Source organism: uncultured Zoogloea sp. (assembly GCF_937894855.1).
Lineage (GTDB): Bacteria > Pseudomonadota > Gammaproteobacteria > Burkholderiales > Rhodocyclaceae > Zoogloea > Zoogloea oryzae.
Genome location: NZ_CALAYQ010000034.1, coordinates 1 through 16,241 on the forward strand (window position 1 = coordinate 1; position 16,241 = coordinate 16,241).

Genomic DNA, 16,241 nt, shown 5'->3' on the forward strand with positions numbered 1-16,241 from the left:
TTTCAGGTACTAGTGCCGCGAGGCGTGGAGGTTCGAGTCCTCTTCTGGGCACCAAAATACACAGAAAAGCCGATCGATTTGTCGATCGGCTTTTTGTTTTTCTGCCACGCAACGCCATGACATCGCATCACCTGCGGTGAAACGCGCTTGCCGGGAAGTGGGAATTCTTGCGGGAGGATATTCAGGATCTTGTGCCCTACCCTGCCCAGCAGCCCGATCGGGCCACAAGGCAAGACAGGTTTGACGACGCGCGCGATCAGGCGCCGAAGGGGTGACGCTTGAGGATGGTCTCGTCACGCTCCGGGCCGGTCGAGATCACGTCGATCGACACTTCGCAGATTTCCTCGATGCGGTGCAGGTAGGCGCGGGCCTCCGGCGGCAGCGCATCCCAGGTCTGGGCGCCGAACGTGGTGCCGCTCCAGCCGGGCATGGTTTCAAGGATCGGCTCGCAACGGGCAACTTCCTCGGAGCCCATCGGCAGCAGATCGATGCGCTTACCGTCGAGCATGTAACCGACGCACAGCTTGAGTTCCTTCAGGCCATCGAGCACGTCCAGCTTGGTGATGCACAGGCCGGAAACACCGTTGATGATGATCGAGCGCTTGAGGGCTGCCAGATCGAGCCAGCCACAGCGGCGCTTGCGCCCCGTCACGGTGCCGAACTCGCGGCCGACGGTGGACATCTGATAGCCCGGCGTGCCTTCGGTTTCGAAATCCAGCTCGGTCGGGAAAGGACCGCCGCCCACGCGGGTGCAGTAGGCCTTGGTGATGCCCAGCACGTAGTGCAGACGGCCCGGGCCAACGCCGGAACCCGCCGCTGCCTGGCCCGCCACACAATTGCTGGAGGTGACGAACGGATAGGTACCGTGGTCGATGTCGAGCAGCGTGCCCTGGGCGCCTTCGAACAGCAAGTTGCCACCGTTCTTGTTGATGGCATACAGGTCGGCCGACACGTCGGTGACCATCGGCAGGATTTCCTGCGCATCAGCCATGGCTTGGTCGAACTCGGTCTGGAAATCGACCGGCTCGGCGCCCAGGTATTGGGTCAGCACAAAATTGTGATATTCGAGGTTCTCAGCCAGCTTTTCGGCGAAGCGCTTCGGATCGAGCAGATCGTAGACGCGCAGCGCACGGCGGGCCACCTTGTCTTCGTAGGTGGGACCGATGCCCTTGCCGGTGGTGCCGATCTTGCTGCCTGCGCTCTTCTTGGCCTCGCGGGCACGATCAACGGCGGAGTGATAGCCGAGGATCAGCGGACAGCCCGGGCTGATCTTCAGGCGATCACGCACCTTGATGCCACCGGCCTCGAGACCGCGGACCTCAGCCAGCAGGTGATGGACATCCAGCACCACACCGTTGCCGATGAAGCACTCGACGCCCTCGCGCACGATGCCGGACGGCACCAGGTTGAGCTTGTACTCGGTCGTGCCGACGACCAGCGTGTGGCCCGCGTTGTGGCCACCCTGGAAACGGACCACGCCCTGCGCCTGATCGGTGAGCCAGTCGACGATCTTGCCCTTGCCTTCGTCGCCCCACTGGGTACCGACAACCACTACGTTCTTTGCCATTTGATTACTCTCCCTGAAGCGGTTCAACCTGCCAGGCACCGCCCCGCAGAACAAGACGCCGGTCACAGCCGGCCTCACGCCACGTGCCTTCATGGCCGGGCAATTCAATCGTCACACTCTCGCCGGCGGCGCGCAGACCCGCGACCGCCTCGGCAAAACCCTGCTCTCCGCCATCCCGCGCGAGGATCGACCCCGCCGGAAGCGGATCAGCCACCTGAGTGGCAAGCTCCCGCAGATCAAGGCTGAAACCCGTTGCAGGGCGGCCGCGACCAAAGGCGCGCCCGACGCTGTCGTAACGACCACCCAGCGCCAGTGCCACGGGGGAATTGCCGCCGTAGGCCGCAAAAACCACCCCGCTGTGGTAGTGATAACCACGCAAGTCGGCCAGATCGAAACTGATCGGCAAGCCTTGCAGACGGGTCGCAAGCTCTTCGAGGTCGCTCAGCGCCATCTGAATCTCGGGGTCCGCCGGCATGATCTGGCGTGCCTTGGCGAGCACCTCGGCGCCACCATAAAGGGTCGGCAACGCAAACAGCGCCGCGCGCAGTTCTCCCGGAATATCGCCGAGCAGATCCTGCAGGCCGGGCAGATCCTTTGCCTGCAGGCAATCGAAGAGCGCTTCTTCCTGTTGGGGCAGCAGCCCTGCCTTGCCAGCCAACGCCTTGAACAGCCCGACGTGCCCCAGATCGATGCGGGACGTGCCCACACCAGCGATCTGCAGGGTCTCAGCGAGCAGGCGGATCACTTCAGCGTCCGCCTCGATACCCGCGTGGCCATAAAGCTCGGCACCCAGCTGGAGCGGCTCGCGGGTGGCGGTCAGGCACGAGGGCATCGCGTGGGCAACGCTGCCGCAGTAGCACAGACGCGCCACGCCCTTGCGGTTGAGCAGATGCGCATCAATCCGCGCCACCTGCGGCGTGATGTCGGCGCGCACGCCCATCGTTCGGCCGGAAAGCTGGTCGACAAGCTTGAGCGTCTTGAGATTCAGATCCTGGCCAGCGCCCGTGAGCAGCGACTCGAGGTATTCGAGCAGCGGCGGAGCAACGAGCTGGTAGCCGTTCAGGCGGAACGCATCGAGGAGACGACGGCGCAGATCTTCCAGTTTTGCCGCCTCTGCGGGCAGGGCATCCTGGATGTATTCGGGTAGAACCCAACGCAACATGGGTAAAGCGCCTCAGGTAAAGACTAACAAAATGACGAGGCCGAGAAGCATCGAACCAAGGCCGACGAAGCGGATCTGCCCGTCGGCCAGCCGGAGCAGGCGGGTAAAAGTCTCCCGCCAGGTGGCTGGTGCAACGAAGGGGATGATGCCCTCGAGCACCAGCATCAAGGCAAACGCCAGGATCAGGGAACGCCCCATTATTTCCCGTTCTTGCCGCTCTTTGACGACTCCGGCGCAGCCTGCGCGCGACCACCCGCCGACTTGAGATACTTGAAGAAATCAGAGTTCGGCTCGATCACCATCACGTCGGACTTGCTCTTGAAGGTGCTACGGTAGGCTTCGAGGCTACGGTAGAAGGCATAGAACTCGGGGCTCTGGCCAAAAGCCTGGGCATAGATCGTTGACGCCTTGGCGTCGCCCTCGCCCTTGATCTTCTGGGCATCCCGATAAGCCTCGGCCAGGATCACCTCGCGCTGCTTGTCGGCATCAGCCTTGATCTTCTCAGCCTCGGCACCGCCCTGGGAACGCAGCTCGTTGGCAACCCGCTTGCGCTCGGCCTCCATCCGGCGATAGACGGATTCGGAAACTTCGGCAGGCAGATCGACGCGCTTGAGGCGTACATCGACGATCTGGACGCCGATCTTGCGGGCGTCGAGATCCGCCTTGCTGCGCATCTCGTCCATGATCTTGTCCCGCTCGCCGGACACCACTTCATGCACGGTGCGCTTGCCGAACTCCTCCCGCAGGCCGGCATTGACGGTCTGCTCGAGGCGGGTCTTGGCACGGGTTTCATCACCGCCAACCGAGATGTAGTAAAGCTTGGGATCGACGATCCGCCACTTCACGAACAGGTCGACCAGCACGTTCTTCTTTTCGGAAGTGATGAAACGCTCGGGCTCGGACGTATCCAGCGTGAGGATGCGCTTGTCGAAATACCGCACGTTCTGGATGAGCGGAATCTTCAGGTGCAGGCCAGGCTCACTGATCTGACCCTTCACTTCACCCAGCTGGAAGACCAGCGCGTGCTGACGCTGATCCACCGTGAACAGACTCATCGAGAGGATCGCGAAGACGAACAGGCCGACGCCTGCGAAGAATGGAAGACGGTCACGCATCAGCGATCTCCCCGCTCACGGTTGCGGGTGGATTCCCGGGTACGCGCTTCACCCGAGAGGGCATCCGGCCGAGGCGGAGCGGCGCCCTCGACCACTGCCGGCATCTGGGCCGGACGCGCCGCAGCAGCAGCCGGATCGCCAACCACGGCGGCCGGCGCCTGCGCGGCGGTGGCCTGGATCAGCTTGTCGAGCGGCAGGCTCAGCAAGTTGCTGCTACTCCTGGTATCCACCAGCACCTTGGACGAATTGGTAAACACCTGCTGCATGGTTTCGAGGTACATCCGCTGACGGGTCACTTCGGGCGCCTTGGCGTATTCGGCGTAGATCTGCTTGAAGCGCGACGCATCGCCCTCGGCCTGGGCCACCACGCGGTTCTTGTGGGCATCAGCCTCTTCCATCAGGCGCGAGGCCGCACCACGGGCGCGGGGGATCACGTCGTTGGCGTAGGCCTGGCCTTCGTTTTTCTGACGCTCACGATCCTGGCCCGCCTTCACGGCATCGTCGAAAGCCGACTGCACCTGCTCGGGCGGCTGGGCGTTCTGCATCGTCACCTTGCTGACCTGGATCCCGGTGGCGTACCGGTCGAGGATGTCCTGGGTGAGCTTCTGGGCGTTGGCGGCAACCTGCTCGCGACCTTCGTAGAGCACGAAGTCCATCTTGCTCTTGCCGACAATCTCGCGCACCGCGGTTTCGGCCGCCTGGATCACGGAGTCATCCGCATTGCGGTTGTTGAAGAGGTACTGCTGCGGATCCTTCAGGATGTACTGCACCGCGAACTGGATGTTCACGATGTTCTCATCGTCCGTCAGCATCAGGGCTTCCTTGAGCACCTTGTTGCGCTCGGAGCCGCGGTAGCCGATCTCGACGGTACGCACGCCGGTGAGATTCACCAGCTCGTGGGTCTGGATCGGATACGGCATACGCCAGCGCAGGCCCGGCTCGGTCGCCTCAATGAAGCGGCCGAACTGCAGGACGATGCCCCGCTGGCTTGCATCGACGATATAGAAACCGCTCGCCAGCCAGATCACTGCCGCGAACGCCGCGATCAGGCCGATGCCGCCCCCGAACTGACGGAAGTTCATCTCGGGCAGGCGATTGCCGCCGTCACCGCCGGACCCACCGTTGCCCGGGCCGCCACTGCGCCCGAACATGCCGGACAGCCGCCGGTTGAAGTCGCGCCAGAGCTCTTCGAGATCGGGCGGACCCTGATTGTCGCCGCCGCCGCGATTGTCGCCGCCGCCGCGATTGCCCCATTTGGGATCGTTGAGAGACATGAGGATGCCTGAGATCACAGTAATAATCCGCTCCGGGAATGGTTGAAGCCCAGCCCCCTCAAAAGGGTTCCGGACTTTCCGATGCGGCAGCCAAGGCTGCCTTGTGTTCCAGCGCCACGTCGGTCAGAACCTGACGCAGCAACTCGAGCCCTTCGCCGGTGCGGGCGCTGAGCAAAACGCGCGTGATCTTACCACAAGCATCCTGCTGGACCTCCGGACTCGCCAGCGTGGCGTCGATCTTGTTCCAGACCTGGATCTGAGGAAGGGTGCCGGCGCCGATCTCTTCCAGCACCGAATTGACCGCGGCGATTTGCCCTTCCCGATCTTCACTGGCCGAATCCACCACATGCAGCAGGAGGTCGGCAGCTGCCGTTTCCTCGAGTGTTGCGTGGAAGGCAGCCACCAGCGAATGCGGCAGATCACGGATGAATCCGACCGTATCGGACAGCACGATGTTCCCGGCCTCACCCAAATAAAGCCGCCGGGACGTGGTATCCAGCGTGGCGAACAGCTGATCGGCGGCATAGGCGCCGGCCTTCGTCAGGGCATTGAACAACGTGGATTTGCCCGCGTTGGTATAACCGACGAGGGAAACCGACAGGACATCCCGGCGCTCCCTAGCGCGTCGGCGGACCGAACGCTGGCGCTCGAGCTTGGCGAGACGGTCCTTGAGCAGCTTGACGCGCTCACCCAGCAGGCGGCGGTCGGTTTCGAGCTGCTTCTCACCCGGACCACGCAGGCCGATACCCCCCTTCTGGCGTTCAAGGTGAGTCCAGCCGCGCACGAGGCGGGTGGACAGATGCTGCAGCTGGGCGAGTTCAACCTGAAGCTTGCCCTCGTGGCTCTTGGCACGCAGGGCGAAGATGTCGAGGATCAGCGCCGAGCGGTCGACAACCCGGCAGTTGAGCTTGCGCTCGAGATTGCGCTGCTGCGCCGCGGTGATGTCGTGGTTGAAGATGACGATGTCGGCCTCGTTCATCCGGGCCACCAGACCGATCTCCTCGGCCTTGCCCTTGCCCACGTAATGGGCCGGATCGGGCGCCTGACGCCGTCCCTGGACGACACCGACGACGGTCGCTCCGGCACTTTCGGCGAGCAGCGACACTTCAGAAAGACGTTCTTCTATCCCGCCCTGACCAAAATCGACCTGAACAAGGAGTGCCCGCGTACCCGAGGCCGGCCGTTCAAGCATGCCGGGCCCCGGATTCGTGTTGGCCGCGAACGGGCCAGATCATCAGCCCGATCAGCTTGCGGCCTCGTTCTGTTCCTGCTGGATATTGACGGGGCGAGCCGGCACCACGGTGGAGATGGCGTGCTTGTAGACCATCTGGGTGACGGTGTTCTTCAGGAGGACAACGTACTGATCGAAGGACTCGACCTGCCCCTGCAGCTTGATGCCATTCACGAGGTAGATCGAAACCGGCACGTGTTCGCGCCGCAGGGCGTTGAGGAATGGGTCTTGAAGGAGTTGCCCCTTGTTGCTCATGGTAGAACCTCTATGGTTGTAGTTTTGAATAATTATAGAGCGACTTGCTGCAGTGCCACATTAGCACCGAGGATCGCTGTTGGTGTGGAAATCGGTTCGTCAATCCCTGTTGGCGTAGGGGTTGTGGGACGACCTGAATTGTATCCTCAGGGGCGTTCCTTGCAGCTTGAACGCCTCCAGGAAGGTGCGTTCAAGGTAACGAGTATATGACGCAGACACGTTGTCGAGCGCACTGCCGTGCACCACGATCACCGGCGGATTCATCCCGCCCTGGTGGGCGTAACGCATCTTGGGCCGGAAACCGCCGTGGCGCGGCGGTTGCTGCTTGAGCACCGCGTCGAGCAGCAGGCGGGTGAGCTTCGGTGTGGCGAGCTTGGTCATCGCGGCTGCATAGGCACCATCGACAGCCTTCAGCATCGGGACGATCCCCTGCCCCTTCAACGCGGAAACATAAAGGAAACGCGCAAAGCTCAGGAAAGGCAGCTTGCGTTCGATGTCTTCCTTGATACGCTGACGGCGGTAATCATCCACCGAATCCCATTTATTGACCGCCACTACAAGTGCCCTGCCCGCCTCGACGACAAAGCCGCCGATGTGGGCGTCCTGGTCGGAGATCTCCTGGCTGGCATCAAGGACCAGCACCACCACATTGGCCTGCTCGACGGCCTGCAGGGTCTTGATGACCGAGAACTTCTCGACGGCCTCGAAGACCTTGCCGCGCTTGCGCAGACCTGCGGTGTCGATCAGCGTGTAGTGCTGGCCGTTGCGTTCGAAGGGCACCTCGATGGCATCGCGGGTCGTGCCAGGCATGTCGAAGGCGATCACCCGCTCTTCGCCGATCAGCGTATTCACCAGCGTGGACTTGCCCACATTGGGGCGGCCGACAATGGCCACGCGCGGACCGGACGACGAAGCTTCGTCGTCTTCGGGATCTTCCGGGAAGCTCTCGAGGATCAGCTCCATCAGGGACGTGACGTTGTCACCGTGGGCCGACGAGATGCACAGCGGATCACCCAGGCCAAGCTGATGGAACTCGGCGGAGACCATCGCCCGGTTCATGCCTTCGGCCTTGTTCACGACCAGGAAGGTCGGCCGGCCGGCACGGCGCAGGCGGACGGCGATCTGCTCGTCGTGGGGCGTCAGGCCGCTGCGGGCATCCACCATGAACAGCAGCGCATCGGCTTCGGCGATGGCCTGCTCGGCCTGCTTGGCCATCTCATGGACGATGCCTTCCTTGGCCACCGGGTCGAAACCGGCGGTATCCACCACGAGGAATTCGCGCTCCGCGGCACGGCCGAGACCGTAGCGACGATCGCGGGTGAGCCCGGGAAAATCGGCCACGAGGGCATCCCGGGTCTTGGTGAGGCGGTTGAACAGGGTGGACTTGCCCACATTGGGGCGTCCGACGAGGACTAGGGTCGGTTTCACGCGCGGGCGACTCCGTTATTGAACGCCGACGGCAGCGACGTTGCCGTCACGCGTCTGGATGACGACGCTGCCGCCTGCACGTTGCGGGTCGGCGATGATCGGGCTGGACGCCGGACGCACGCGCCCCACCAGCCTGCCGTCGTCCTTGCGCAGCAGATGGACATAGCCTTCGGCATCGCCGACGACCACGTAATCGTTGATGACCCGGGGACGCCCGGTGCCGCGTCCGGCGAGCTGATCCTGCTTCCAGGCGCTGGCGCCGCTGCCGATGTCGAGCGCCAGCACGGCGCCCTTCTCATCGGTGACGAAGACCTGGCTGTCGTCCAGATCCAGCCCCTTCGAGCTGGACAGATCGCGGGTCCACAGGGTGGAACCATTGCTCATGTCGAAGCAGGCGATGCGCCCCTGGTAGGCCACCGCACAAGTGGCGCGGGAGCCCATCACGGGCAGGCTGGTGATGTCGGACATGCGCTCGAGTTCGGTCGCACCGCGGGGGATCGCCACCGTACCTTCCCACATCAGGCTGCCGTTTGCGGGGCTGACCGCCGCCAGCTTGCCGCCAGGAAAGCCCGCCAGGATCACGTTGCTCTCGAGCAACACGCCGGCAGAGTTACGCAGCGACAGCGGCGGCGTGGCACGCTGATAAACCCAGCGCTGACGCCCATCCGCAGAATCGAGCCCGAACAGGCGGCTGTCGGCACTACGCACGACGACCAGACCGTTCGAGACGGCCGGGGCGGCGAGCACCTCGGCATTCACCGGAACGCGCCACTTGACCTGCCCGCTGTCGGCGTCGAGGGCGATCACTTCGCCCTTCGGCGTACCGACGACCACCAGGTTGCCGTCACTGCCCACACCGCCGGAAATCGTCACCTTGAGGGGCGTCTTCCAGCGCACGCGGCCGTTGTCGAGGCGCACCACATCGCCATCTCCAGCGGCGAAGACGGCGTCACCGACGATCGCCGGCTGAAGCACGTACACGCCGGTATTGCCGACGCGCACGCGCCATGCCTCACTTGTCGCCACCGGACTGGTGATGGGCGTGAGGGCGGGCAGCTTGCCGCTGCTGGAGAACGGGTTGAGCGAACTGCACGCACCCAGCGCCAGCGCAGCGGCGACGATCAACGCCCGTTGCGGGGCTTTCATTGGGCACCCCCAACCGCATCGAGCTTGGCCTGGGCGATCTCGCGGAGCGTGACCGATTCGGCCTTGGTGGCGGATTCGAGGCTGGAAACGACGGTCTTGTACGCAGCGCGGGCTTCTTCCTTCTTGCCCTGGGCAACCAGGATGTCGCCCTTCAGATCGGCGAAGCGGGCGGCCAGGCTTTCGTCCGGAGCGGTCTGGAGTTGGGCCAGGGCTTCGTCGTAGGCCTTGTCGTCGAGCATCACGCTCGCCAGACGCAGGCGGGCGAGATCGCGCAGGGCGGGATCGCTGGCCTTTTCTGCGGCCCAGGCCAGCGGCGCGCGAGCGTTCTTCAGATCACCGGCCTCGGCCTGGACCTTGGCCGACAGCAGGGCCGCCAGATCGGCGTAGGCCGTGCCGCTGAACTTTTCGAGCAACGCTCCTGCAACCTCGCGGACCTTCGGCGCGTTGTGCTCGGCCGCCGCAGTCTGAAGCTGATCGTAGAGCGCGGACGCCTCGGCGGCCTGCTTGCCCTTGTACCAGTTCCAGCCCTGCCAGCCGACCGAAGCCAGCGCGGCGGCGACCGCGAGGGTCGTCACCAGCTTGCCGTACTGTTCCCACCAGCCCTTGATCTGGGAAATCTGTTCCTGCTCTTCGAGGTCAAATGCAGCCATCGTCTTCTTCCGAATCTAGTAGGCGGTCAGCCAGGGTTTCGGGGAGCGTGTCCATGGGCACGCGAATCTGTTCGCCACCGTCACGCAGGGGCTTGAGGCTCACCTCGCCGGCTGCGGCTTCGTCGTCGCCGATCACCACGGCAAACGGCGCGCCGGAGGCATCGGCGCGTTTCATCTGAGACTTGAAGCTGCCGCCACCGCAGTGCAGGGTGACCGCGAAGCCCGTGCCACGGAGCGCTTCGGCAACCCGGAAGGCAGCCCGCTGGGCTGCCTCGCCGGCGTGGACGAGGTAGACATCCGGCACGAGGCGCTGGGCATCACCACCACACTCCTGCCACAGGGCGAGCAGACGCTCGACACCCATCGCGAAACCGGCTGCCGGCGCCGGCTTGCCACCGAGCTGAGCCACCAGGCCATCGTAGCGGCCGCCGGCACAGATGGTGCCCTGGGCGCCGAGGCGGGTGGTGACCCACTCGAACACCGTGCGGTTGTAGTAATCCAGCCCGCGCACCAGGCGGTGGTTGATGCGATACGGCAGCCCGGCATCCTTGAGGATGGTCTGCACGCCGTCGAAATGCTTGAGGGATTCCTCGCCCAGGAACTCGAAGAGCTTGGGCGCAGCTTCGACAATGCCCTGCAGGTCGGGGTTCTTGGTGTCGAGGATGCGCAGCGGGTTGGTGTAGAGCCGCCGCTGGCCGTCCTCGTCGAGGCTGTCCTTGTGCTGTTCGAGGTAGGCGATCAGCGCAGCCCGATGCGCGGCGCGCTCGTCGCTGCTGCCGAGGGAGTTGATCTCCAGCTTGACATCTTCGAGGCCCAGGTCGTCCCACAGGCGGGCGCACATCAGGATGTGCTCGGCGTCGATGTCCGGACCGTCGAAGCCGAGGGCCTCGACGCCGATCTGATGGAACTGGCGGTAACGCCCTTTCTGGGGCCGCTCGTGACGGAACATCGGGCCCTGGTAGTACAGCCGGCGCGGCTGGCCGAACAGCAGGTTGTGCTGGATCGCGGCGCGCACGCAGGAGGCGGTGCCTTCAGGGCGCAGGGTGAGGTGTTCGCCGTTGAGGGCATCCTCGAAGGAGTACATCTCCTTCTCGACGATGTCGGTCACTTCGCCGATGGCGCGCTTGAACAGCGGCGTCGGCTCGACGATGGGCATGCGGATGGGACGGTAACCGTAGCTGTGCAGCCAGTCGCGGACGATGTCCTCGAAGTGCTCCCAGGTTTCGGCCTCTTCGGGCAGGATATCGTTCATCCCGCGGACGGCCTGGAGGGTCTTGCTCATGATTCCTTTTGTTCTTCTGTTGACTGCGGCCTGTCAGACGGCCGCGCCCTTGCGGGGATAGGTGCGGGCCACATAGCGTTCGATGATGGCCTTGAATTCGTTGGTGATGTTGTCGCCACGCAGGGTCTGGGTCTTGACGCCATCCTCGAACACCGGCGCCGCGGGGGATTCACCCGTGCCCGGCAGCGAGATGCCGATGTTGGCGTGCTTGCTCTCGCCGGGGCCATTGACGATGCAGCCCATCACGGCAAGGGTCATGTTCTCGACGCCGTCGAACTGATCGCGCCACAGCGGCATGTTGTCGCGCACGTAGTTCTGGACGTCGGACGCCATTTCCTGGAACAGCGTGCTGGTGGTGCGGCCGCAACCCGGGCACGCCGTGACCATCGGCGTGAAGGCCCGCAGACCCATGGTCTGGAGGATTTCCTGGGCAACGATGACTTCCTGGGTACGGCTGCCGTTGGGCTCCGGCGTCAGCGAAACGCGGATCGTGTCGCCGATGCCTTCCTGGAGCAGCACGGCCAGCGCCGCGGTCGAGCCGACGATGCCCTTCGAGCCCATGCCGGCCTCGGTGAGGCCCAGGTGCAGCGGGTAGTCGCAGCGGGCGGCCAGATCGCGATAGACGGCGATCAGATCCTGCACACTGCTGACCTTGGCCGAGAGGATGATCTTGTTGCCGGCGAGGCCATATTCCTCGGCCTTGGCGGCGGATTCGAGCGCTGAGGTGACCAGCGCCTCGCGCATCACCGCGCCGGCGTCGCGGGGCACGGCGCGCTTGGCGTTCTCATCCATGATCCGCGCCATCACGGACTGATCGAGGCTGCCCCAATTGACGCCGATGCGCACCGGCTTGTCGTACTTGCAGGCCATCTCGACAATCGACGCGAACTGGGTGTCGCGCTTGACGCCCTGCCCCACGTTGCCCGGGTTGATGCGCAGCTTGTCGAGGGCTTCGGCGCAGGCCGGGTTGTCGGCGAGCAGCTTGTGGCCGTTGTAGTGGAAATCGCCCACCAGCGGCACGTCGAGGTTCATCGCGAGCAGCTTCTCGCGGATCTTCGGCACGGCCTTGGCGGCTTCGTCGGTATTGACGGTGACACGCACCATCTCGGAGCCAGCGCGGGCCAGCTGGGCCACCTGCATGGTGGTCGCGAAATCGTCGGCAGTGTCGGTGTTGGTCATCGACTGGACGACGACCGGCGCGTCGGAGCCGATCAGCACATGGCCGACACGAACCTGACGGGTGATCCGGCGGGTGGCTGCGCGCCCGGAGAGAAGTAGATCCATCTTGCGTCCTGTCACTCGAACTTGAGGCGGGCGATCGTCATCTTGCCGGTGAGACCGAAATCCACCGGCTGGCCGTTGCGCTCGAGCTTGACCGAGCGGGCGTTGCCGATCACGACGGCGACGGGCGGCGAGACTTCGAACTCTTCCCGCGAACCGGCCTTGCCCAGCTTGGTGATGACGGCCTTGCCGTTCTTGTCCTTCACTTCGATCCACGCATCCTGCGCGAACTCGAACACCAGCCGATCCTTGCCGCCGACAGCGGCAGCCGGCGCAGGCGCGGGCTCGTCGATCTTGACCGGAACGGGCAGCGGCACCGCGGTCGGCGTGCCCTGGGCCGCGGCCGGATCAGCGGCTGCCGGCGCGACATCGGGCGCCTTGCCGGCGTCACCTTCCTGGGTCGGAACGCCCGCAGCGGGCGGCATGCCTGCAGCCTCGCCGACCGGTGCCGGGGCGCTGGCGATCAGTTCATCAGCCACCTTCTTGCGCTGGGTGTCGTAATACCAACCGGCGACGACGATCCCGAACAGGGCCAGCGCAGCCAGCACGCCGGGAATCACCGAGCGGCGGAAACGCCCGCGACCAACCTGGGGCATGTCGCCCTGAGCGTTAGAGGCCGGTGAAAGCTCGACAGTCTCGGACGTGACCGATGCCTGCAGGCCAGCGAGCAGCGGCGCCGGATCGATCTTGAGCAGGCGCGCATAGTTGCGCAGGAAGCCCCGCGTGAAGGCGGCGCCGGGAAGCTGGTCGAAACGACCGGACTCCAGCGCTTCGACCTGCCGGGGATTGAGCTTGAGGGAATTCGCCACCTCGGAAACGCTGAGGCCGAGCACCTCACGCTGGCGTCGCAGGGTTTCGCCAGCGGAAGAATCCGCAGGCGTCCCCGCCGGGGCCTGAGGCAAAACTTGAGGATCGGTCACTGATACTGCCCTTGCAAGAAAGCCTGATATTCGGGAGAGCCGGGAAAACGGCGCCGTAACTGCTGCACGAGGGAGGCCTCGGCCGCCCGGTCGCCGAGCTTGCGTTCGACGCGGATCGCCAGCCAGAGGCTTTCGGCCGACGAGTCACCGCCCTGATGCAGGGCGGCGAGATAGCGCTTGGCCGCCTCGTTGGCACCACGCCGGTAGGCGATGGCGGCCAGGTGATAGATCGCCGCCTGATTGCCGTTGTCGGCCTCGACCGCCCGCAGGAAGAAGTCTTCAGCAGCCGCGTCGTTCTTCAGGCGCAGCTGGCACATGCCGGCGTTGGCGAGCGCGCGGGTCGGCGTCTGGTAATAGGGGTTGCGGGCCGCAGCGGTGAGTTGCTCCAGCCCGGCCGGCTCCTTGCCCATCGAGCACAGGAACCAGCCGTAGCTGTTCATGATCTCCGGATCGCCCGGCGCGAGTTGCAGCGCGCGCTCGAAATTGGCGGCAGCGACCGCATTCTCTTCGAGGTACATGTGCACCAGCCCCATCAGCTGATAGGCCGGCGCGTAGCGGGGATCGTAGTGGGCGGCGGACTTGGCTTCATCCAGCGCCACGCCGTAACGACCTGCCTGCAGGTAGGCCAGCCCCAGGTCGACGTGTACCTTGGCCTTGCGCTGGGCATCCGTGACCGTGGGCCTGTCGGAGACGGGCCGTTCGATCGACGCCACCGGCGCACCGAAATTGCCTCCGGCACAACCCGCAAGGCCGACGACGGCAAGCACAACAGCGACGGCGGACGGGATGCGTCTCATCACATTCAGGCTCCGGTGATCGGCACGATTCGGGTCGTGCGACGGGTTTTGTCCTTCACCTGCCCGGCAAGCTGGCCGCAGGCGGCGTCGACGTCATCCCCGCGGGTCTTGCGGGTGGTGGTGACGATGCCGGCCGCGATGAGGATCTCGGCGAAGCGCTTGATGCGCGGCGCAGGAGAGCGCTCGAAACCGGAATTCGGGAAGGGGTTGAACGGAATCAGGTTGAACTTGCAGGGCACATCCCGGGTGAGCGCGATGAGCTCGCGGGCGTGGGCGTCGGAATCATTCACCCCGTCGAGCATGACGTACTCGAAGGTGATGAAATCCCGGGGCGCACGCTCGAGATAGCGCTGACAGGCGGCCATGAGTTCACGCAGGGGGTATTTCTGGTTGATCGGCACGAGCTGGTCGCGCAGGGCATCGTTGGATGCGTGCAGCGATACCGCCAGCGCCGTCGGGCAGGCCTCGCGCAGGCGATCCATCGCCGGGACGATGCCGGACGTGGAGACCGTCACCCGCCGCCGCGACAGGCCATAGGCGTTGTCGTCGAGCATCAGGTTGAGCGCCGACACCACGTTGTCGAAGTTGGCGAGGGGCTCGCCCATACCCATCATCACCACGTTGCTGATGACGCGCTCGCCGTCGCCGTTGGCGCCGAGCAGGCGGTTGGCGAGCCACAGCTGGCCGATGATCTCGGCGGCACTGAGGTTGCGGTTGAAACCTTGCTTGCCGGTGGAACAGAACGCGCAATCAAGCGCACAGCCCGCCTGGGACGAGATGCACAGGGTGCCGCGGTTGGTTTCGGGGATGAACACCGTCTCGACCGCGTTGGCGTTGCCCACGTCGAGCAGCCACTTGCGGGTGCCGTCTGTCGAAATGCTGTCGCGCACCGGGACCGGCGGCGTGATGCAGGCCGTCGCCGCGAGCTTGGCCCGCAGCGACTTGGCCACGTCGGTCATCTGCTCGAAATCGGTCACGCCGAAGCGATGCACCCAGCGGAGCACCTGCTTGGCACGAAAGGGTTTCTCACCTTGCTGGAGGAACCAGTCGGTGAGTGCTGCCGCATCGAAATCGAGAAGATTGACCACGTGTATTTCCGTCCAGACCAGCGGGAGGAAGAAATTTCATCCCGCCGGTATAGATCATCAACGGCTGTAAACGTTCATGCCCGGGAAGAAGAAGGCAACTTCCACAGCAGCGGTTTCCGGCGCGTCGGAGCCGTGAACGGCGTTGGCGTCGATGGACTCGGCGAAGTCGGCGCGGATGGTGCCCTTGTCGGCCTTTTTCGGGTCGGTGGCGCCCATCAGCTCGCGGTTCTTGGCGATGGCGTTCTCGCCTTCCAGGCACTGGATCATCACCGGGCCGGAGGTCATGAAGGAAACCAGATCCTTGAAGAAGGGGCGCTCTTTGTGCACGGCGTAGAACTCACCGGCTTCGCGCTCGGACAGGTGCGCCATCTTGGCGGCGATGACCTTCAGGCCAGCGCCTTCGAAACGGGCGTAGATCTGGCCGATCACGTTCTTGGCGACGGCATCGGGCTTGATGATGGAAAGGGTGCGTTCAATAGCCATGAGTCAGGACTCCGTGAGACAAAGGATGGTCGAAAAACCGAAAGCTTGGAATTTTAGCAGGTTGGTGCGTCAGATCGGCGTTTTTCGGCATTGCCACGACGATGGACGGCGCGCGACGGCCGACAGGGGACGGGCGCCGGATGCGCAACCAAGGGGATATGGGGGCGAAGAGGCAAAAAAAAAGGGTGCGCATCGCGCACCCCCAACCCCAACAGAGAGACTTAAGCCACAGGCAGTGATGCCTGGAAGACACTCGTTCTTGCTCGCACTTGCGTCTTCAACTTGGGATCGAGTATGCACGACGCCCCTGGGGGCAGAATTGATTTGGGTCAAAAACCCTTCAGATAGCGTGGAGATTTCCGGCTCAGTCGCCCGCCTTCGGAACGCCCTTCTCCCGGGCCTGCGTCGGCGGATCGTCGTCGTCGCTGACGACGCGGTAGCCCGGCCCTTCCAGGTCGTCGAACTGCCCGCTCCGCACCGACCACCAGAAAATGACACCGATCAGGAAGACCAGGACGATGGACAGCGGGATGAGCAGATAAAGACTTTCCATGATCCGATC

17 protein-coding genes are annotated in these 16,241 nt (G+C 64.3%); all 17 read right to left on the reverse strand.

Features of this window, described 5'->3' with window-relative positions; all coding sequences use genetic code 11:
- Positions 1–256: 256 nt before the first annotated feature.
- Positions 257–1,567: an adenylosuccinate synthase gene (locus Q0672_RS03200; RefSeq protein ID WP_153160973.1), complete on the reverse strand. Its 1,311-nt coding sequence runs from the start codon at positions 1,565–1,567 to the stop codon at positions 257–259.
- Positions 1,568–1,571: 4 nt separating this feature from the next.
- The gene (locus tag Q0672_RS03205) at positions 1,572–2,729 is read right to left on the reverse strand and encodes an ATP phosphoribosyltransferase regulatory subunit (RefSeq protein WP_367179920.1); all 1,158 of its coding nucleotides are present in this window, start codon (positions 2,727–2,729) and stop codon (positions 1,572–1,574) included.
- A 12-nt stretch (positions 2,730–2,741) separates the two neighbouring features.
- The gene (locus Q0672_RS03210; protein ID WP_153160972.1) at positions 2,742–2,927 is read right to left on the reverse strand and encodes a DUF2065 domain-containing protein; all 186 of its coding nucleotides are present in this window, start codon (positions 2,925–2,927) and stop codon (positions 2,742–2,744) included.
- On the reverse strand, positions 2,927–3,844 hold the full coding sequence (hflC, locus tag Q0672_RS03215; protein WP_153160971.1) for a protease modulator HflC: 918 nt from the start codon (positions 3,842–3,844) through the stop codon (positions 2,927–2,929). The genes Q0672_RS03210 and hflC overlap by 1 nt, the downstream gene beginning before the upstream one ends.
- A complete protein-coding gene (gene hflK, locus Q0672_RS03220) occupies positions 3,844–5,118 on the reverse strand; it encodes an FtsH protease activity modulator HflK (RefSeq protein ID WP_298619638.1) in 1,275 nt (424 codons plus the stop codon). Before hflK ends, hflC begins: the two co-directional genes overlap by 1 nt.
- A 58-nt stretch (positions 5,119–5,176) precedes the next feature.
- Positions 5,177–6,310: a GTPase HflX gene (gene hflX, locus Q0672_RS03225; RefSeq protein ID WP_153160969.1), complete on the reverse strand. Its 1,134-nt coding sequence runs from the start codon at positions 6,308–6,310 to the stop codon at positions 5,177–5,179.
- Between the two features lie 51 nt (positions 6,311–6,361).
- Entirely contained in the window at positions 6,362–6,604 is a 243-nt protein-coding gene (hfq, locus tag Q0672_RS03230) for an RNA chaperone Hfq (RefSeq protein ID WP_079434940.1), read from the reverse strand.
- Positions 6,605–6,703: 99 nt separating this feature from the next.
- Positions 6,704–8,032, reverse strand: coding sequence for a ribosome biogenesis GTPase Der (gene der, locus Q0672_RS03235; RefSeq protein WP_298619641.1), 1,329 nt, complete (start codon positions 8,030–8,032; stop codon positions 6,704–6,706).
- Between the two features lie 15 nt (positions 8,033–8,047).
- Positions 8,048–9,178 (reverse strand): outer membrane protein assembly factor BamB, encoded by a 1,131-nt coding sequence (gene bamB / locus Q0672_RS03240; RefSeq protein WP_298619644.1) that lies wholly within the window; start codon positions 9,176–9,178, stop codon positions 8,048–8,050.
- Positions 9,175–9,828: a tetratricopeptide repeat protein gene (locus Q0672_RS03245; RefSeq protein ID WP_298619646.1), complete on the reverse strand. Its 654-nt coding sequence runs from the start codon at positions 9,826–9,828 to the stop codon at positions 9,175–9,177. The genes bamB and Q0672_RS03245 overlap by 4 nt, the downstream gene beginning before the upstream one ends.
- Entirely contained in the window at positions 9,815–11,110 is a 1,296-nt protein-coding gene (gene hisS / locus Q0672_RS03250) for a histidine--tRNA ligase (protein ID WP_298619648.1), read from the reverse strand. Before hisS ends, Q0672_RS03245 begins: the two co-directional genes overlap by 14 nt.
- A gap of 33 nt (positions 11,111–11,143) precedes the next feature.
- Positions 11,144–12,394 (reverse strand): flavodoxin-dependent (E)-4-hydroxy-3-methylbut-2-enyl-diphosphate synthase, encoded by a 1,251-nt coding sequence (gene ispG / locus Q0672_RS03255; RefSeq protein ID WP_153160964.1) that lies wholly within the window; start codon positions 12,392–12,394, stop codon positions 11,144–11,146.
- An 11-nt stretch (positions 12,395–12,405) separates the two neighbouring features.
- A complete protein-coding gene (locus Q0672_RS03260; protein ID WP_298619651.1) occupies positions 12,406–13,311 on the reverse strand; it encodes a helix-turn-helix domain-containing protein in 906 nt (301 codons plus the stop codon).
- Positions 13,308–14,108 carry a type IV pilus biogenesis/stability protein PilW gene (gene pilW / locus Q0672_RS03265; RefSeq protein ID WP_298619653.1) on the reverse strand — a complete coding sequence of 267 codons (801 nt, stop codon included), beginning with the start codon at positions 14,106–14,108 and terminating at the stop codon, positions 13,308–13,310. The genes Q0672_RS03260 and pilW overlap by 4 nt, the downstream gene beginning before the upstream one ends.
- A 5-nt stretch (positions 14,109–14,113) precedes the next feature.
- Positions 14,114–15,196, reverse strand: a complete 1,083-nt coding sequence (rlmN, locus tag Q0672_RS03270) for a 23S rRNA (adenine(2503)-C(2))-methyltransferase RlmN (protein ID WP_298619655.1) — start codon at positions 15,194–15,196, stop codon at positions 14,114–14,116.
- Positions 15,197–15,253: 57 nt separating this feature from the next.
- Complete coding sequence (gene ndk / locus Q0672_RS03275; protein ID WP_153160961.1) at positions 15,254–15,679, reverse strand: nucleoside-diphosphate kinase; 426 nt, start codon at positions 15,677–15,679, stop codon at positions 15,254–15,256.
- 364 nt (positions 15,680–16,043) lie between these two features.
- Complete coding sequence (ccoS, locus tag Q0672_RS03280) at positions 16,044–16,232, reverse strand: cbb3-type cytochrome oxidase assembly protein CcoS (protein ID WP_298619658.1); 189 nt, start codon at positions 16,230–16,232, stop codon at positions 16,044–16,046.
- Positions 16,233–16,241 lie beyond the last annotated feature (9 nt).